This window comes from Roseovarius nubinhibens ISM (assembly GCF_000152625.1).
GTDB classification, from domain to species: domain Bacteria; phylum Pseudomonadota; class Alphaproteobacteria; order Rhodobacterales; family Rhodobacteraceae; genus Roseovarius; species Roseovarius nubinhibens.
In genome coordinates this window covers 1,613,166-1,630,602 of record NZ_CH724156.1, presented here as the reverse complement: position 1 = coordinate 1,630,602, position 17,437 = coordinate 1,613,166, and the positions used below count along the sequence as shown (strand labels likewise).

Here is a 17,437-nt window from a genome sequence, read left to right as displayed (position 1 = left end):
TCAAATTCTCCCTAAGTCTACCCGTTGTTTTTTTCAGGGATCCTGGTCACGGGTTTCGACCCAAATCCCCTGTTTCGCCACACCCCGGGCGGAGTGCGGGAAAGCCTTTGATCATGCGTCCAGAGCGCGACAATCCTGCGGCAGCCAGCCGATTTCGATCTGTTCGCCGGGCGAGAGGCGGCGCTGGTCGGGGGCGTTGCGGGTCTTGATGATGAATTCGTCATTGCCCGCCACACGCAGGCGCGTGCGGAAGATGTCGCCCATGTAGATGAATTCGAGCACCTCGGCCTTGAGCGTATGCGCCCCCGGCTTGAGCCGTTCGGGGTTGTATTCGACGCGCTCGGGACGGATCGAGACGCGGGTGCGATCGCCCACCGCGGTGACGTTCACCGGCTTGCAGTCGATCAGCTCGCCACCGTCAAGCTGGACCAGCGCCTCTTCGCCGCGGATCTCCTTGACGACACCGAGCATCGTGTTGTTTTCACCGATAAATTGCGCGACGAAGCTGTTTTCCGGCTCTTCATAGAGCAGGTCTGGCGGGGCCAGCTGCTGAATGCGGCCATCGTCGAAGACGGCGACGCGGTCGGACATGGTGAGCGCCTCAGTCTGGTCATGGGTCACATAGACCGTGGTGATGCCGAGACGGTGCGCGAGGTCGGTGATTTCGAACTGCATCTTCTCGCGCAGCTGCTTGTCCAGCGCGCCGAGAGGTTCGTCCATGAGGACCAGTTCGGGTTCAAACACCAGGGCGCGGGCCAGAGCGATTCGCTGTTGCTGGCCGCCGGAGAGCTGGGCCGGGCGACGGCCGCCAAAGGCGCCCATTTCGACCATATCCAGCGCATGTTGAACTTTTTTCTCGCGTTCTGACTTGCCAATTTTGCGGACCTCGAGCGGGAAGCTCAGGTTCTCGGCAATGGTCATATGCGGGAACAGGGCGTAGTTCTGAAACACCATGCCGATGCCGCGTTTGTGCGGCGGAATATTGTTGATCGACGTGCCACCGAGACGGATGTCGCCATGGGTCGCGGTTTCGAACCCGGCAAGCATCATCAGGCAGGTGGTTTTGCCCGACCCGGAGGGCCCCAGCATTGTCAGAAACTCGCCTTTCGGCATGGAGAGGTTCAGGTCTTTGACGACCAGATTTTCCCCATCATAACTTTTCTGCACCCGTTCGAATTCGACGAATGCCTCACCCGTTGTACTATCGGCCAAATCTGGCTCCCTGTTTTTTATCAGTCACAGTTTCTCTGTGTTCAAATGAAACTAAAACGCGAATGGGGCTAGGATGCAAGCGGAGTGCGACGAAAATCTGGGAAGTTGCGACACGCCACCCGCCAAGAGGCTGTGCAGGCGCAGAAAACTAGCGCCTAGATTGTAATCGCACGGTTTGGCAGCAGCGAAAAAACGCTAGGACTGAGCCGGGGTTTCGGCCAGCATCCGGGCAAAGACCACCTGCCCGGAGCCAAATCCCATGATTCGAAAATCCGTCCCCTTCGCCTTGGATGAATATGACCGCCGCCTCGCCAAGACGCGGGCCGCGATGGAAGATGCGGGGCTGGATATCCTGTTCGTGACGGACCCGTCGAACCAGCATTGGCTCACCGGGTATGACGGCTGGTCTTTCTATGTGCATCAAGGGGTTATCGTGCTGCCGGACCATGATCCGATCTGGTGGGGACGGCGGCAGGACGCCAATGGGGCGCTGCGCACGGTGTGGATGGATGACAGCAAGGTGCGCGGCTATGCGGACCATTTCGTGCAATCCACGGTGCGCCATCCGATGCAGGATCTGGCGGCGTTTCTCGACGATCTGGGGCGCGGATCGGCGCGGATCGGGGTCGAGATGGACAATTACTATTTCTCGGCAAAGGCCTATGAGGTGCTCAAGGCCGAGCTGCCGAATGCGCGGTTTGCCGATGCCACGGCGCTGGTCAATTGGCAGCGGGCGATCAAGTCGGATGTGGAGTTGGAATTCATCCGCAAGGCGGCGAAAATTTCCGAAAAGATCGTCGATGGGGTGATGGAACGGGTCGAGCCGGGCATCCCCAAGAACGAGATTGTCGCCGAGATTTACCGCGATGCGATCCATGGCACGCCGGATGCCTGGGGCGATTATCCGGCGATTGTGCCGCTGTTGCCCTCGGGCAGTGACGCGGCGGCGCCGCATCTCACCTGGGACGGGCGGCCCTTTGCGGAAGGTGAGGCGACTTTCTTTGAAATCTCAGGCTGTTACCGGCGCTATCACGCGCCGTTCTGCCGCACGCTGTTCCTTGGAAAGCCCGATGACACGATCCTGCGCGCCGAGGCGGCACTGGTCGAAGGGCTGGAGGCCGGGCTCGAGATGGCGCGGGCGGGGAACCGGGCCTGTGACATCGCCAATGCGCTGGCGGCGCCGCTGGAGCGGGCGGGGATCGAGCGCGGGGCGCGCTGTGGCTATCCGATCGGGCTCAGCTATCCGCCGGATTGGGGCGAGCGGACGATTTCGCTGCGCTCTGAGGATGAGACCGTTCTTGAACCGGGGATGACCTTTCATTTCATGCCCGGGCTCTGGATGAGCGAATGGGGGCTTGAGATCACCGAATCCATCCTCATCAAGGAGGAAGGGCCGGCGGAATGTTTCTGTGACCGGCCGCGCAAGCTCTTTGTGAAGTGAGCGCGTTAAGAAATAGGGGTTTGGCGGATTTCCGGGGGTTCGGCATCGCGTCGGTAAGACGTCGGTATTGCGACAGTATGGATTTGCCCGGAAATTGAGCAAAGCCCCGTTTGAAAAGACAGCGCGCGCCGGGGTAACGGCGCGCGCATTGTTTTCGGGTTAGGCTGGCCGGTTTGCAGCTGGCCGGTTTTGCCGATCAGGCCGCGACCATCAGCCCCTTGTCCTTGAGCTCGGCATGGGTGAGGTCGAGCGCCTTGCGGGCGCGTTCGACCAGCGTGTCGATCTCGGCATGGGTGATGACCAGCGGCGGCGAGATCACCATGCGGTCGCCGACATGGCGCATCACCAGACCGTTGGCGAAGCAATGTTCGCGGCAGATCAGACCGGCGGTGCCCTTGTCGGCGGCGAACATGGCGCGCGAGGACGGATCGGGCGAGAGCGCGAGCGAGCCCATCAGACCGCAGAGCGCGGTTTCGCCGACCAGCGGGTGATCGTTCAGCGTGTCCCATTTTTCCTTGAGATAGGGCGCGACCTCGGACCCGGCGCGATCGACGATTTTCTCTTCTTGCAGGATGCGCAGGTTTTCCAGCGCCACGGCACAGGCCACCGGGTGACCGGAATAGGTGTAGCCATGGGCGAAGTCGCAATCATTCATCACCTGAGCCACCTCGTCGCAGAGCAGCGAGCCGCCGATCGGCGCGTAGCCCGAGCTCAGCCCTTTGGCGATGGTCATGATATGCGGGCGGATGCCGAGGGTTTCGCAGCCGAACCATTTGCCGGTGCGGCCAAAGCCGGTGATGACCTCGTCGGCGATCAACAGGATGTTGTGCTTATCGCAGATGCGCTGAATCTCGGGCCAGTAGGTTTCCGGCGGGATGATGACGCCGCCGGCGCCTTGGATCGGCTCGCCGATGAAGGCCGCGACGCGGTGGGCGCCGTATTCCTCGATGGCGGCCTCAAGCTGACGCGCGCGTTCGAGACCGAATTCCGCAGGCGACATGTCGCCGCCCTGGGCGTACCAGTTCGGCTCGTCAATATGGTGGATGTCCTCGATCGGCAGGCCGCCATGGGCGTGCATCGGCTGCATGCCGCCGAGCGAGGCGCTGCCGACGGAAGAGCCGTGATAGGCGTTCTTGCGGCTGATGATGATCTTTTTCTCGGGCTGGCCCTTTTCGGCCCAATAGGTGCGCACGAGACGGATGTTGGTGTCATTCGCCTCGGAGCCGGAGCCTGCGAAGAAGACGTTGTTCAGATCATGCGGCGTCAGTTCCGCCAGTTTCGACGAGAGCGCGATGGCGGGCACATGGGTCGTCTGGAAGAAGGTGTTGTAATAGGGCAGTTCCTTCATCTGGCGGGCGGCGGCCTCGGCCAGTTCGTCGCGGCCATAGCCGAGGTTGACGCACCACAGACCGGCCATGGCGTCGAGCATTTCATTGCCTTCGCTGTCGGTCAGGGTGACGCCGCTGGCACGGGTGATGACGCGCGCGCCCTTGGCGGCCAGTTCGGTGCCCGAGGTGAACGGGTGCATATGGTGAGCGGCATCCAGCGCCTGAAGCTCTGCGGTCGGCATATGGTTGGTGATCATGTTCATGCGCGGGGCCTTTCCTCTGCGGTCGCCCGGCGAGGGGCGGTGCGAATGTTAACAGCCTGCCTCAATTTCGGGCCGGTCCGCGCAGAATATGATCAAATTATTTTATGTCAACCGAATCAGGTTAACCCGCCCGAGCCCTCGAAAGCGATGCGCAGTTGCTCCATCCCTTGCAGCACATCCTCGCGGATCGCATGGGCGGCGGCCTCGGCATCACGGGCGCGCATGGCCTCGACGGTTTCCTTGTGCCGGTCGGGCAGGTTCTGGGTGCCGACCCGGCCACAGACGACCCGCATGGAGGGGCCGAAGCGGAGCCACAGACCTTCGGCCATTTCGGCGAGGATCGGGGCCTCGGCCATGTCGTAGATACGGCGGTGGAAGAGGTAGTTGAGCTGCAGGTAACCGCGGTGATCGCCGGCCAGGATGGCGGCGTCGAGCTGGCTGTCGATGGCGGCGAGCTGGGCCACGCTGGCATCGGTTGCGCGTTCGCAGGCCTTGATGGCGAGATGGGGGTCAAGCCATTGGCGGGCCACGATTATCTGTGAAATGCTGGAGGCTTCGAGCAGCGGCACGCTGACCCGGCGGTTGCCGCGCGATTCAAGCGCACCTTGTGGCACGAGACGGCGGATCGCCTCGCGCACCGGGGTCATGCCGACGTCGAGCTCGTCGATGAGGCCCTGGATGGTCACCGCCTGCCCCGGAGCGAGATCGCCAAAGAGCACCATCGCACGCAGTTTGCGATAGACGAGTTCATGCGCCGGGAGGTTGCCCTTGGAGGGCGTCGCCTGGCCTGGGAAATCTGCGAGGTCTTGCATGGTCACGGACTGTTTTTAATCCTAGATCGCGGCATCTATTGCGAGTTTAGCTGGCCCGTGGAAACATTACCATATTGCCATGCGGGGAATTTTTTGATCAAATCCTCGACCATGGCAGACCAACATGCCGCCCAACGGGAGAATATCATGAAGAAGCTCATTCTGACCAGCACCGCCGCCGTGGCGCTTGGCGCGCTCAGCGCCCAGGCCGAAGAGGTGCGCGTCTACAACTGGTCCGATTACATCGACGAATCGCTGATCGAGAAATTCGAGAGCGAGACCGGGATCGACCTGATCTATGACGTGTTCGACAGCAACGAGCTGCTCGAGACCAAGATGCTGGCCGGTGGGTCGGGCTATGACGTGGTGGTGCCCTCGGGCACGTTCCTGCAGCGTCAGATCGTGGCCGGCGCGTTCCAGAAGCTCGACAAGGACAAGCTGCCCAATCTCGAACATATGTGGGATCAGATCGCCGAGCGGACCGAGAAATACGACCCCGGCAATGAATATTCGATCAACTACATGTGGGGCACCACCGGGCTTGGCGTGAATGTCGGCAAGGTGAAGGAAGTTCTGGGTGAAGACGCGCCGATGGGCTCGCTGGCGCTGATCTTTGAGCCGGAGAACATGGAAAAGCTGGCAAGCTGCGGTGTGCATTTCCTCGATGCGCCGGTGGAGATGATCCCGGCCGCGCTCGCCTATATCGGGGAAGACCCGGACAGCCATGACCCGGACGTGATCGCCAAGACCGAAGAGATTCTGGCGCGCGTGCGGCCCTATGTGCAGAAATTCCACAGCTCGGAATATATCAACGCGCTGGCCAATGGCGATATTTGCGTGGCGTTCGGCTGGTCCGGCGACATGCTGCAGGCGCGGGACCGCGCGGCAGAGGCCGACAATGGCAATGAGATCGCCTATTTCGCGCCGAAGGAAGGCGCGCTGATGTGGTTCGACCAGATGGCGATTCCGGTGGATGCGCCGAACCCCGAGGGCGCGCATAAGTTCCTCAACTTCATCATGGACCCCGAGAATATCGCGGCGGCCTCGAACTATGTCTATTATGCCAATGGCAACAAGGCGAGCCAGGAGCATCTCATCGAGGATGTGATCGGCGATCCGGCGGTCTATCCCGATGAAGAGACCCTGCAGAACCTCTACACCACCCGGCCCTACGATTCGAAGGTGCAGCGTGTGGTGACGCGGCTCTGGACCAAGATCAAATCGGGCACCTAAGACCCGGAACCTCATAGGTTGGCCCGCACGGCATTGTCGTGCGGGCTTTTTTCAAGACAAGCAGGGGGCCGTGATGGGCGAGAAAGTGTTTGCGCCGTGGACTGACCCGAATGAGACGCCGCTCATTCAGTTCAAAAATGTAACCAAGCGTTTCGGCGAGTTTACGGCGATCGACAATCAGACATTCGACATCTATGAGCGCGAGTTTTTCGCGCTGCTGGGGCCGTCGGGCTGTGGCAAGACGACGATGATGCGGATGCTCGCCGGGTTCGAGGCGCCGAGCGAGGGCACGATCCTTCTGGGCGGTCAGGACATCGCGCCGATCCCGCCGAACAAGCGGGCGGTGAACATGATGTTCCAGAGCTATGCGCTGTTTCCGCATCTGTCGATCTGGGAAAACATCGCCTTTGGTCTCAAGCGTGACGGGCTGCCCAAGGAGCAGATCGCGGCACGGGTGGAGGAGATGCTCAAGCTCACCCGGCTCGAGAAATTCGCACGCCGCAAGCCGCATCAATGTTCCGGCGGGCAACGGCAGCGGGTGGCGCTGGCGCGGAGCCTCGCCAAGGCGCCGAAGCTCTTGCTGCTCGACGAGCCGCTCGGCGCGCTCGACGCCAAGCTGCGGCAGGACACGCAGTTCGAGCTGATGGATATTCAGGAAAAGACCGGCACGACATTCGTGATCGTGACCCATGACCAAGAAGAGGCGATGACCGTGGCGAGCCGCGTCGCGGTGATGGATCACGGCAAGATCATTCAGGCCGACACGCCGGCGCGCATCTATGAGATGCCCGGATCGGTCTATGTGGCGGATTTCATCGGCGATGTGAACATCATCGAAGGCCGCGCGACGCCTGCCGGCGATGGCTATGACATTGCCTTTGCCGAGGGCGAACCGGCGCTGCATGCCAAGAGCGACAAGAAATTGCAGGCGGGATCGACCGCCTATCTCGCGATCCGGCCGGAGAAGGTGCGGATTTCGACCGAGCGGCCCGATGACCTGCCCAATGTGGTGCGCGGCAAGATCCTCGACATTGCCTATCTCGGCAATCTGTCGACCTATCACGTGCGGCTGCCGAACGGGCAGATCATCAAGAGCCAGACCGCCAACACGCGACGGCTGTCGAACCGGCCGTTCACCTGGGAAGACGAGGTGTGGCTCGGCTGGACGGACACCGCCGCCGTCTTGTTGGAGGGCTGATCCATGCGGAGATTAACCCTCATCGCCGTGCCCTATCTGTGGCTGCTGGCGCTGTTTCTCGTGCCGTTTCTCATCGTGGTGAAGATCAGCCTCAGCGACACGGCGCTGGCCATTCCGCCCTATACGCCCGAGCTCGACCTGCGCGAGGGCTGGGCCGGGGTGAAAGAGTTTCTGGCGGGGCTCGATTTTGAAAACTTCGAGTTTCTGGCCAGTGACGATCTCTACTGGCGGGCCTATCTCTCGTCGCTCCAGATCGCGGCCATCTCGACCTTTTTGACGCTGCTGGTGGGCTATCCGATTGCCTATGGCATGGCCAAGGCGCCCGAGCATTGGCGGCCGACGCTTTTGCTTCTGGTGATCTTGCCGTTCTGGACCTCGTTCCTGATCCGGGTCTATTCTTGGATGGGCATCCTGGCGACTGAGGGCTATCTCAACCAGCTCTTGATCAGCATCGGGATCATTGGCGAGCCGCTGACCATTCTGAACACCAATGTCGCGGTCTATATCGGCATCGTCTACACCTATCTGCCCTTCATGATCCTGCCGATCTACAGCTCGCTCGAGCGGCTTGACGGATCTCTTCTGGAGGCGGCCGAAGACCTTGGCTGTTCGCGGTTCTCGGCCTTCTGGCTGGTGACCTTTCCGCTGTCTAAGGCGGGGGTGATCGCGGGGTCGTTCCTCGTCTTTATCCCGGCGCTCGGTGAGTTTGTGATCCCCTCGCTGCTTGGCGGGTCCAAGACGCTGATGATCGGCAAGGTTCTCTGGGAAGAGTTCTTCAACAACCGGGACTGGCCGGTGGCGAGCGCGGTGGCGGTGATCCTGCTGCTGTTGCTGATCGTGCCGATCATCCTCTTCCAGCGCAACGAGCAGAAACAGCGGGAGGCGGAAGGATGAGAAAGCTAACCTGGTTCAACACCACGGCGCTGACGCTTGGCTTTGCCTTTCTCTATCTGCCGATGGTCATTCTGGTGGTCTATAGCTTCAACGCGTCGAAGCTGGTCACCGTCTGGGGCGGGTTTTCGACCCGCTGGTATGGCGAGCTCATGCGCAACGAGGCGTTTCTCGATGCGGCCTGGGTGACGGTCAAGGTGGCGGTGATGTCCTCGACCCTGGCGACGATCCTCGGGACGATGGCGGCCTATGTTCTGGTCCGGGCGGGGCGGTTCGCGGGGCGGACGCTGTTTTCGGGGATGATCTATGCGCCGCTGGTGATGCCCGAGGTGATCACCGGTCTGTCGCTGCTGCTGCTGTTCATCGGCATCGGCATGGACCGGGGCGTGATGACCATCGTGCTGGCGCATACGACCTTCGCCATGTGCTATGTCTCGGTGGTGGTGTCGTCGCGGCTGGTGAGCTTTGACCGGTCCTTGGAGGAGGCGGCGCTCGATCTTGGCTGTACGCCGTTCGAGGCGTTCCGGCTCGTCACCTTGCCGATCATCGCGCCGGCGGTGATCTCGGGCTGGCTTCTGGCGTTTACGCTGTCGCTCGACGATCTGGTGATCGCGTCCTTTACCGCGGGGCCCTCGGCCACGACGCTGCCGATCAAGATCTTTTCGGCGGTGCGTCTGGGTGTGTCGCCCGAGATCAACGCGCTCTCGACCATCATGATCGGCATCGTGACGGTGGGGGTGATCAGCGCCTCGCTCATCTCGAAACGCTCGATGCTGCGGCAGAGCGCCGAGGAACGGGCCGCCGACCGCACATGACGCGCATCTACCCTGCCCATGCCTATAGCGCCGCGCCCCGGGCGGGGTGCTATTGGCCGCAGACCATCGAGATGATGCACCCGCCGCAAGCGCGGGGAGAGATCCGCGCCGATGTGGCGGTGATCGGCGCCGGGTTCACCGGGCTGTCGGCGGCGCTGCATCTGGCGGAGGCGGGCGTCGATGTGGTGGTGCTCGACGCGGAAAGCCCCGGCTGGGGCGCGTCGGGGCGCAATGGCGGGTTTTGCTGTCTCGGCGGATCGGCGGCCCCGGCAGAGGCGTTGCGGCGCAGCTATGGCGAGGCGGCGCGGCGCGAGTTCTGCCGGGCCGAGATCGCGGCGGTCGATCTGGCGCGGGGGCTGATTGCGCGGCATGGGATGGAGGTCGATGCCCATTCCGAGGGCGAGACCCTCATGGCGCATACCCGGGCGGCGGCGCAGGGGTTCGAGGCGCGCGCCCGGCAGATCGAGGCCGATTACGATGTGACACCGCAGGTGATCGGCGAAGGCGACCTCGCGGCCCATGGCATGACGGGGCCGTTTTACGGCGCGATGACCACGCCCATCGGCATGGCGCTCAACCCAGCGAAATATGTGACCGGTCTGGCGCAGGCGGCCTGGGACGCGGGGGTGCGGATTTTCGGGCAGAGCGCGGTGCGCCGGATCGATGCCGAGGCGGGGGGCTATACGCTCGCCACCGAAGGCGCGCAGATCCGGGCGCGGCGGATCGTGGTGGCGACCAATGGCTATAGCTCGGACGATCTGCCGGAGTGGCTGCGCGGGCGGTATCTGCCGACCCAGTCGAACGTGATCGTGACACGAGAGATGTCGCAGGACGAGCTCGCGGCGCAGGGCTGGACCAGCCGACAGATGTGCTATGACGACCGGTTTTTCCTGCATTACTTCCGGCTCATGCCGAATGGGCGGATGCTTTTCGGGATGCGGGCGGGGCTGCGCTGTTCGCCCGGCGGGGATGCCCGGATGGGCCGGGTGATCAAGGGCCATTTCGACCGGATGTTCCCGGCCTGGGCCGGGGTCGAGGTGGCGCATTACTGGAACGGGCTGCTGAGCATCGCGCGCGATCGCACGCCCTATACCGGGCCGATTCCGGGGATGGCGAATGCGTTTTGTTCGATCAGCTATCACGGCAATGGCGTCGCGATGGGAAGCTATGCCGGGGCGCTTCTGGCCGATCAGATCCTCGGGCGCAGCGGCCATCTGCATCCCGAGATCATGAAACGCCCGCCCGAGCGGATGCCGCTCGGCCCCTATCGGCGCAAGCTCATGTGGCCGCTCTATGGCTGGGCGGCGCTGCGCGGCGATTGACGCGGGTCAGCCCTGCGGCGTGCGGATCGAACGCGCGCGCGCGCGCCCCTCTTTCAGCCCGAGCTGCCGTTCGCGCAGGATGATGATGATGCCGGCCAGAATGACCAGCGCCGCGCCTGCGAGCATGGTCCCGGTCGGCACCTCGTCAAAGACGAGAAAGCCGATCCCCAGCGCAAAGATCATCGACGCATAGTCAAAGGGCGCGACCACCGAGGCATGGGCAAAGCGGTAAGAGGAGGTCAGGAAAATCTGCCCCAGACCGCCCAAGAGACCCGCCGAGATCAACAGCACCAGCTCGCGCGGCGCCGGCATGACCCAGCCAAAGGGCAGCGTGATCAGCGACAGCAGCGTCGAGGTCACGGTAAAGTAGAACACGATGGCCGAGGTCTGTTCGGTGGCGACCATCTTGCGGATATAGATCTGGGCCAGCGCGGCGCAGGTCGCCCCCATCAGCGCACAGAGCGCGCCGACCGCCTGCATCGTCTCGACCGATTCCCCGGCAAAGGTGGAGAGCCGCGGGCTCAGCACGATGATCACCCCGGCGAGCCCCAAAAGCACCGCGCCGATGCGGAACATGCCGACTTTCTCATCAAGGAACATGGCGGCGAAAATCACCGTCAGAAGCGGCGCGGCATAGCCAAGCGCGGTGGCCTCGGGCAGCGGCAACAGCCCCAGCGCCAGAAAGCTCAGCCCCATGGCGGCGGTGCCGACAAAGCCGCGCCAGAAATGCCCCATGGGCGAGTTCACCTTGAGCCCGGTCGAAAGGTCGCCGCGCATCACCAGCCAGCCAAGGATGATCGGCAGCGCAAAGAACGACCGGAAGAACACCGCCTCGCCCGCCGGGACATGATCCGCCGTGGCCTTGATCAGCGAGGCCATGATTATGAACATCATGACGGCGCAGAGTTTCAGGGTGATGCCTTTGACCGGGTGCATGGGCGGTCCTCCTGGCGCCAGTGCTGCGCTCTTTGACCGGAGAGGTCAAGAGCAGCCGGGCGCTCTTTCTGGTGGCAAATACCCATTGCGCCACGATGGCCCCGCGCGGCCCCGTCAGCGTTTGCGCGGCAAGACCCAGTGACGGCGCAGATGATGCGAGCAGAGCGCGTCCGGCACCCGCTGAAGATAGTCCTGATGCTCTGGCTCGGCCTCCCAGAATTCGCCCGCCGGGAGCACCTCGGTCACCAGCTTGGCGGGCCAAACGCCCGAGCCGTTGATATCCGCTATGGTGCGGATCGCCTCGAATTTCTGGGGATCGTTCATGTAATAGATCGCCGAGCGGTAGCTCAGCCCGATGAACGGGCCCTGTTGGTCGGGGGTGGTCGGGTCGTGGATGCGAAAGAAATATTCGAGCAAGGCCCGATAGCCCAGCACGCGGGGATCAAAGCGGATCTCGACCGCCTCGGCATGGGTGCCGTGATCGCGATAGGTCGGGCGCGCGCTATCGCCGCCGGTATAGCCCACGCGCGACGAGAGCACCCCGTCGAGATCACGCAGGAGATGTTGAAGCCCCCAAAAGCTTCCTCCTGCGAGCAATGCCCGTTCTTCCATCCCCTGGGCCCCTCCCCTGACCCAGCGTCATTAGAAACTGTAAAGGAGCCATTTCAAAGGAAAAAATCCGGGTCTATTTGCGCAACCCAAGAAGATTGGAGCCGCCCATGTCGCGGCTTGGTGGGACGCCGAAGGCCTTGCGATAGGTTTTGGAGAAATGCGACGGCGCTTTGAAGCCGCAGAGCACGCAGATTTCCATCAGGCTCAGCGTGGTTTGCGACAGGAGATTGCGGGCCTTTTCGAGGCGCAGGCCGAGATAGTATTTGTTGGGCGACGAGCCGAGGTAGCGGGCGAAGAGCCGTTCGAGCTGTCGTGTCGAGACGCCGACCATGGTGGCGATCTCGGAGGGCGGCAGCGGGTCTTCGAGATTCTGGCGCATGATTTCGATCGCGTGGCTGAGCGAGGCGTGGCGCAGGCCCATCTGACCGGCGAGCGGGCCGCGCTGGGCCTGGGTTTCGGGGCGCGGCGCGGTATAGACCATCTGATCGGCGACCCAGGAGGCGAGCTCGGCGCCATAGTCGCGCTGAATGCGGTCGAGCATGAGGTCCATCGAGCTGGCGCTGCCGGCGCAGGTGAAGACCCGGCCATCGACCGCGTAGATCACATCGTCGACCTCGACATCGGGGTAGGATTCGGCCAGGGCCGAGGAATATTCCCAATGGGTGGTGACCCGCCGTCCGCCCAGCAGACCGGCCATGGCGAGGGTGAGCGTGCCGCTCGACAGCGCGCCGAAGTCGATGCCCTTGCGGGTCTCGCGGCGGAGCCAGCCGAGGATGCGCTTGGTGCTGCCGGCCGGGGCGTCGACCCCGGCGCAGACGATGAGCGTGTCGTCGCGGTGCAGGTCGATGAGCCCGGCATCGACGCCGACCTGTAGCCCGCTCCAGGCGGTGACGGGGGCGCCATCATGGCTCAGCAGCATCCATTCGTAATATTGGCGGCCGCCGTGAAAGCGGTTGGCCAGCGCCAGCGCCTCTTGGGCGCAGGTCATGCCAAGCGGGGAAAAGCCCGGGATGAGCAGAAAAACATAGCGTTTCGGTTTGGTGTCCATGGCGGCCCTGCGCGCGGGGGGGGTGGCTGTCACGGGTCTAGTGACGCGGGGGCAAACGGCTTGCCCAATTGCGACGCAAGCGGCCCGGTGGCGACATGGGGCCGCCGGGCCGATCCTCGTGGTGGTCAGAGGGCGAGACCGCAGGCGCGGCCCTCGTAGAAGGCGTAAGGGGCCTGTCGCGGGGCCTGCGCATCGCCGAGGATCACCGGGGACAAATCAGCGATTTCGCCTGAAATAGGGTCGAAAGCGCGGTTCGTCGTGGCGATGACCAGATCGTCGGCCGGCTGTTCGAACTCGACACCGGTGAGCAGGTTTTTCAGCCGCGCGCCCTGATCATGCCAGCGGGTCAGCCCATGTTCGGTGAGCATCAACACGCCAAGCCGGGCGAGCCGGGCGCGGATCGGGATGTCGGCGGAGGTGCGGGCCAGTTCGGCGCCGACCATCGGGCCGGGGGTGATCAGCGTGACCTCGTGGCCCTCTTCGGCGAGATGCCAGGCGGTGCCGAGGCCGCGCATATTGCCGCCTTCGTCGAGGACCAGAACCCGGGACCCGAGCCGTGCCTCGCGGCGCATCACCTCTTCGGGGGCAAAGACATGGCCTCGCTCGCGCCCCGGCAGCGGGCCGAGATCGGGGAGCCAGCGTTGCGTCGCGTCCTCGTCGGGGAGCGAGCCGGTGGCGAGCACCACGCGATCGGCGGCGATGGTGCGGATTTCTTCGGCCTCGAGGTAGGAGTTGAGATGGAGCGTGACGCCGAGCCGGGTGAATTGACGTTCATACCAGTCGAGCAGGTCGAGGATCTGGGCGCGGCGGGGCTGTTGCCCGGCGAGGCGGAACTGACCGCCGATGAGCGGCGCGGCTTCGTGGATCTCGACCCGGTGACCGCGTTCGGCGGCAACGCGCGCCGCCTCGAGCCCGGCGGGGCCAGCGCCCACGACGAGCACATGGTGCGGTGTGTCAGCCTGGGTGAACCTGTCGCCGCCCCAGAGATATTCGCGCCCGGCGGAGGGGTTGATCAGGCAGGAAATCCAATAGTCGCGCGAGCGGCGGCCCCAGCACATCTGATTGCAGGAGATGCAGCCGCGAATGTCTTGGGCGTGGCCGTCGAGCGCCTTGCGGGCGAGATGCGGGTCGGCGATCTGACCGCGCACGATGGAGACCATGTCGGCCTCGCCCGCGCTCAGCACGGATTCGGCGTTCTCGGGCGTGCGAATGCCGGCCTCGGCCTGTACTTTGGCGTGCGTTAGGGTCGATTTCAGCAGGGCGGTGGTCGAGACCGTAGGCTTTTCCCCGAGCACGAAAGTGGGCATCAGATGTTCGAAATCGAGATAGCCGCCGGCGCCGCAGGTGACATAATCGAGATGGCCGGTGGCGTCGTGACGGGCGACGATGTCGCAGAGCGCCTCGGGGCTGTTGAGCACCTCTGTGCTGTGCGATTGGCTCACCGACAAACCGACGATGAAATCCTCGCCACAGGCGCGGCGGATGCCTTCGAGAATGCGCATCGACAACCGGGTGCGGTTTTCGAGCGAGCCGCCCCATTGGTCGTCGCGCCGGTTGCTCCAGGGGGTCCAGAACTGATCGAGGAGCGAATGATAGGCGGCCCAGATTTCGACCCCGTCAAAGCCTGCCTGCTGACAGCGGCGCGCGGCGGCGATGAAGGCGGCGATGATGTCCTCGATCTCGGCCTCAGTCATGGCGTGGCTGCCGTCGCTGTCGTGGTAGGAGGGCTGGCCCGAGGGGCTCCAATGCGGGGCGAAGCTCAGGTCGCTGTCGCCATGGGCACCGACATGGTAGAGCTGTTGCAAGATGACCGCGCCCGCGTCTTGCACCGGTTCGACGATGCGGCGGAAGGCGGGGATGACGCTATCATCCTCGTGGCGGAAATTGCCCCGGGTGAGCACGCCGGTGCGGTGCACCGGGACCGGTTCGCAGACGATCATCCCCGCGCCGCCCAGCGCGCGTTCCAGCAGATAGGCCCCGAACTGCGGCCCCGGCAGGCCGTCCTGCGCCATATTGGCGGTATGCGCGCCAAAGGTGATCCGGTTGCGCACGGTCTTGTGGCGCAGCTGATAGGGCGAGGACAGGCGGGGATAGGGCATGGCTGGCTCCGGCTGGCTATTGGGGTGGGGGATCGTCCCAGAGATCGGTTGAGAGGTATTTGAGGCCGCTGTCGCAGATCACGATGGCAATGGTGCCGCCGCGTTCGGGCCCGCGCAGGAGCTGCACGGCGGCGGCGAGATTGGCGCCCGAGGAAAAGCCGCCAAAGATGCCTTCGCGGCGCGCGAGAAGCCGGGCGTGATCGCGCGCCTCGTTGCCGGAAACAGTCACTGTTCCAGCCGAATCTGTGGATTTCAGATGGGCGAGCGCGTCCATGTCATAGCCGCCACCCTGGATCGGGTGGGCCGGGGTGGAACGGTCGCCGCCGCCGATGGCCTCGGCGCCCGTAGGTTCGACCGCGTAGCAGCGTACGCCGCGTGGGGCGAGATAGGCGGCGCAGCCCGCGAGCGTGCCGCCGGAGCCTGCGAAATCGGCAAAAACAGAGACTGTTTCACCGGATTGCGCCCAGATTTCCGGGGCGGTTCCGTGAAAATGCGCCGCTGGGTTGCCGGGGCGGGCGAATTGATCGGCGCGAAAGGCGGCGCGCTCGCGGGTGATCCTCTGCGCGGCCTCTTCGACGCGGGCCAGATCGGCGCCCGAAACCTCGCCCGGGCGGCTGCCCTTGGCCTGCGGGACGAGCACCACCTCGGCCCCCAGCGCGCGCATCATGCGGGCGCGTTCGGGGGAATTGCCTTCGCTCATCACCGCGATGAAGGGATGGCCGAGCACGCCACAGACGATGGCGAGCCCGGTGCCCATATTGCCGGAGGTCAGTTCGATCACCGGCTGCCCGTCGCGCAGCTCGCCCGAGGCGCGGGCCGCCTCGATGATGGTGCGGGCGGCGCGGTCTTTCTTGGAAAAGCCCGGCAGGAGATAGTCGAGCTTGGCCAGAATGCGGCCCGAAAGCCCCAGCTCGGTCACGACACGATCGAGAGACACGAGCGGCGTGTCCCCGATGGCGTCGATGACCGAGGGCAGGATCATGCGATCACGCCGAGGTCGCGGCCCACGGTTTCAAAGGCGGCGATGGCGCGGTCGAGCATGTCGCGGGTGACGGCGGCGCTCATCTGGGTGCGGATGCGGTCCTGATCGCGGGGCACGACGGGGAAGGAGAAGGCGGTGACATAGACGCCTTGGGCCCCGAGCCGCGCGGCCATTTCCTGGGCCAGTTTCGGATCGCGCAGCATCACCGGGATGATCGCATGTTCGCCGGGCAGCAATTCGAACCCCAGCGCCGACATTTTCTCGCGGAAATAGGCGGCATTGTCCCAAAGCCGGGCGCGGAGCGCGTCGCCTTCGGTCTCGAGCAGGTCAAAGACCTTGAGCGAGGCGGCGGCGATGACCGGGGCGAGCGTGTTGGAAAAGAGATAGGGGCGCGAGCGTTGCCGCAGCCAGTCGACCACCGGGGCGGAGGCGGCGGTATAGCCGCCCGACGCGCCGCCGAGCGCCTTGCCCAGCGTGCCGGTCATGATGTCGACCCGGTCGGTCACGCCGAATTTCTCGGCGGTGCCGCGCCCGGTGGGGCCGACAAAGCCGGTGGAGTGGCAATCATCGACCATGACCATCGCGTCATAGCGGTCGGCCAGATCGCAAATCTCGTCGAGCCGGGCGTAATAGCCATCCATCGAGAACACGCCATCGGTGGCGATGAGGCGGTGGCGCGCGCCGCTTGCCTCCTGCAGGCAGCGCTCGAGATCCTTCATGTCGGAATTGGCGTAGCGCAGGCGCTGGGCCTTGCAGAGCCGCACGCCGTCGATGATCGAGGCATGGTTGAGCGCGTCCGAGATGATCGCGTCCTCGGGGCCGAGAATCGTCTCGAACAAACCGGCATTCGCATCAAACGCGGCGGCGTAGAGGATGCTGTCCTCTTTGCCGAGAAAGCCGGCGATGCGGGATTCGAGCGCCTTGTGTTCCTCTTGGGTGCCGCAGATGAAGCGCACGCTCGCCATGCCGAAGCCGTAGCGATCGAGCCCTGCATGGGCGGCGTCGATGATATCGGGATTGTCGGCGAGACCGAGGTAGTTGTTGGCGCAGAGGTTGATCACCTCGTCGCCCGAGGCGAGCGAGACCTGCCCCTTTTGCATCGAGGTGATGACGCGCTCTGTCTTGTAGAGCCCGTCAGATCTGAGCCCCTCGAGGCGGCTGTTGATGTCGTCGTTGAAACGGTCGGCGGCGCTCATGGCGGGCTCCTTCTGATCTGTTTCTGATCTGTTTCCGATCTGTGGCTGC

At 64.0% G+C, this 17,437-nt stretch carries 15 protein-coding genes; 6 read left to right on the top strand and 9 right to left on the bottom strand.

All coding sequences use genetic code 11. The features are described 5' to 3' along the window. Positions 1-111: 111 nt before the first annotated feature. Entirely contained in the window at positions 112-1,212 is a 1,101-nt protein-coding gene (locus tag ISM_RS07850; protein ID WP_009813600.1) for an ABC transporter ATP-binding protein, read from the bottom strand. Between the two features lie 259 nt (positions 1,213-1,471). Between ISM_RS07850 and ISM_RS07845 the strand changes: the two genes are divergently transcribed. After that, positions 1,472-2,653 carry a M24 family metallopeptidase gene (locus tag ISM_RS07845; RefSeq protein WP_009813599.1) on the top strand — a complete coding sequence of 394 codons (1,182 nt, stop codon included), beginning with the start codon at positions 1,472-1,474 and terminating at the stop codon, positions 2,651-2,653. A 196-nt stretch (positions 2,654-2,849) separates the two neighbouring features. Here the strand turns inward: ISM_RS07845 and ISM_RS07840 are convergent, their stop codons facing one another. Together ISM_RS07840 and ISM_RS07835 are read right to left on the bottom strand one after the other, a co-directional pair. Then, positions 2,850-4,244 carry an aspartate aminotransferase family protein gene (locus ISM_RS07840; RefSeq protein ID WP_009813598.1) on the bottom strand — a complete coding sequence of 465 codons (1,395 nt, stop codon included), beginning with the start codon at positions 4,242-4,244 and terminating at the stop codon, positions 2,850-2,852. Between the two features lie 116 nt (positions 4,245-4,360). Beyond that, positions 4,361-5,056: a GntR family transcriptional regulator gene (locus tag ISM_RS07835; protein ID WP_009813597.1), complete on the bottom strand. Its 696-nt coding sequence runs from the start codon at positions 5,054-5,056 to the stop codon at positions 4,361-4,363. A gap of 147 nt (positions 5,057-5,203) precedes the next feature. On the opposite strand from ISM_RS07835, the gene ISM_RS07830 reads away from it, so the two are divergent. The 5 genes from ISM_RS07830 (at position 5,204) to ISM_RS07810 (ending at position 10,515) form a co-directional block, all read left to right on the top strand. After that, a complete protein-coding gene (locus tag ISM_RS07830) occupies positions 5,204-6,289 on the top strand; it encodes a polyamine ABC transporter substrate-binding protein (protein ID WP_083780957.1) in 1,086 nt (361 codons plus the stop codon). Positions 6,290-6,362: 73 nt separating this feature from the next. After that, positions 6,363-7,487, top strand: coding sequence for an ABC transporter ATP-binding protein (locus ISM_RS07825; RefSeq protein WP_009813595.1), 1,125 nt, complete (start codon positions 6,363-6,365; stop codon positions 7,485-7,487). Between the two features lie 3 nt (positions 7,488-7,490). Then, positions 7,491-8,381: an ABC transporter permease subunit gene (locus ISM_RS07820; RefSeq protein ID WP_040617950.1), complete on the top strand. Its 891-nt coding sequence runs from the start codon at positions 7,491-7,493 to the stop codon at positions 8,379-8,381. After that, on the top strand, positions 8,378-9,193 hold the full coding sequence (locus ISM_RS07815; RefSeq protein ID WP_009813593.1) for an ABC transporter permease: 816 nt from the start codon (positions 8,378-8,380) through the stop codon (positions 9,191-9,193). Before ISM_RS07820 ends, ISM_RS07815 begins: the two co-directional genes overlap by 4 nt. After that, the gene (locus tag ISM_RS07810; protein WP_009813592.1) at positions 9,190-10,515 is read left to right on the top strand and encodes an NAD(P)/FAD-dependent oxidoreductase; all 1,326 of its coding nucleotides are present in this window, start codon (positions 9,190-9,192) and stop codon (positions 10,513-10,515) included. The genes ISM_RS07815 and ISM_RS07810 overlap by 4 nt, the downstream gene beginning before the upstream one ends. 6 nt (positions 10,516-10,521) lie before the next feature. Here ISM_RS07810 and ISM_RS07805 read toward each other — a convergent pair whose 3' ends face one another. The 6 genes from ISM_RS07805 to ISM_RS07780 form a co-directional block, all read right to left on the bottom strand. Further along, positions 10,522-11,451, bottom strand: a complete 930-nt coding sequence (locus ISM_RS07805) for a DMT family transporter (RefSeq protein WP_009813591.1) — start codon at positions 11,449-11,451, stop codon at positions 10,522-10,524. 114 nt (positions 11,452-11,565) lie between these two features. Beyond that, entirely contained in the window at positions 11,566-12,063 is a 498-nt protein-coding gene (gene msrA / locus ISM_RS07800; RefSeq protein WP_009813590.1) for a peptide-methionine (S)-S-oxide reductase MsrA, read from the bottom strand. A 73-nt stretch (positions 12,064-12,136) separates the two neighbouring features. Beyond that, positions 12,137-13,111 carry a GlxA family transcriptional regulator gene (locus ISM_RS07795; protein WP_009813589.1) on the bottom strand — a complete coding sequence of 325 codons (975 nt, stop codon included), beginning with the start codon at positions 13,109-13,111 and terminating at the stop codon, positions 12,137-12,139. 125 nt (positions 13,112-13,236) lie between these two features. Then, positions 13,237-15,210, bottom strand: coding sequence for an oxidoreductase (locus ISM_RS07790; RefSeq protein ID WP_009813588.1), 1,974 nt, complete (start codon positions 15,208-15,210; stop codon positions 13,237-13,239). Between the two features lie 16 nt (positions 15,211-15,226). Further along, the gene (locus ISM_RS07785) at positions 15,227-16,192 is read right to left on the bottom strand and encodes a PLP-dependent cysteine synthase family protein (protein ID WP_009813587.1); all 966 of its coding nucleotides are present in this window, start codon (positions 16,190-16,192) and stop codon (positions 15,227-15,229) included. Beyond that, complete coding sequence (locus tag ISM_RS07780; RefSeq protein ID WP_009813586.1) at positions 16,189-17,388, bottom strand: glycine C-acetyltransferase; 1,200 nt, start codon at positions 17,386-17,388, stop codon at positions 16,189-16,191. Before ISM_RS07780 ends, ISM_RS07785 begins: the two co-directional genes overlap by 4 nt. Positions 17,389-17,437: the final 49 nt, after the last annotated feature.

Excerpts from the sequence above, each read along its gene's own strand:
- ISM_RS07845 (WP_009813599.1), top strand. The coding sequence starts at position 1,472 with ATGATTCGAAAATCCGTCCCCTTCGCCTTGGATGAATATGACCGCCGC.
- ISM_RS07840 (WP_009813598.1), bottom strand. The coding sequence starts at position 4,244 with ATGAACATGATCACCAACCATATGCCGACCGCAGAGCTTCAGGCGCTG.
- ISM_RS07835 (WP_009813597.1), bottom strand. The coding sequence starts at position 5,056 with ATGCAAGACCTCGCAGATTTCCCAGGCCAGGCGACGCCCTCCAAGGGC.
- ISM_RS07830 (WP_083780957.1), top strand. The coding sequence starts at position 5,204 with ATGAAGAAGCTCATTCTGACCAGCACCGCCGCCGTGGCGCTTGGCGCG.
- ISM_RS07825 (WP_009813595.1), top strand. The coding sequence starts at position 6,363 with ATGGGCGAGAAAGTGTTTGCGCCGTGGACTGACCCGAATGAGACGCCG.
- ISM_RS07820 (WP_040617950.1), top strand. The coding sequence starts at position 7,491 with ATGCGGAGATTAACCCTCATCGCCGTGCCCTATCTGTGGCTGCTGGCG.
- ISM_RS07815 (WP_009813593.1), top strand. The coding sequence starts at position 8,378 with ATGAGAAAGCTAACCTGGTTCAACACCACGGCGCTGACGCTTGGCTTT.
- ISM_RS07810 (WP_009813592.1), top strand. The coding sequence starts at position 9,190 with ATGACGCGCATCTACCCTGCCCATGCCTATAGCGCCGCGCCCCGGGCG.
- ISM_RS07805 (WP_009813591.1), bottom strand. The coding sequence starts at position 11,451 with ATGCACCCGGTCAAAGGCATCACCCTGAAACTCTGCGCCGTCATGATG.
- msrA (WP_009813590.1), bottom strand. The coding sequence starts at position 12,063 with ATGGAAGAACGGGCATTGCTCGCAGGAGGAAGCTTTTGGGGGCTTCAA.
- ISM_RS07795 (WP_009813589.1), bottom strand. The coding sequence starts at position 13,111 with ATGGACACCAAACCGAAACGCTATGTTTTTCTGCTCATCCCGGGCTTT.
- ISM_RS07790 (WP_009813588.1), bottom strand. The coding sequence starts at position 15,210 with ATGCCCTATCCCCGCCTGTCCTCGCCCTATCAGCTGCGCCACAAGACC.
- ISM_RS07785 (WP_009813587.1), bottom strand. The coding sequence starts at position 16,192 with ATGATCCTGCCCTCGGTCATCGACGCCATCGGGGACACGCCGCTCGTG.
- ISM_RS07780 (WP_009813586.1), bottom strand. The coding sequence starts at position 17,388 with ATGAGCGCCGCCGACCGTTTCAACGACGACATCAACAGCCGCCTCGAG.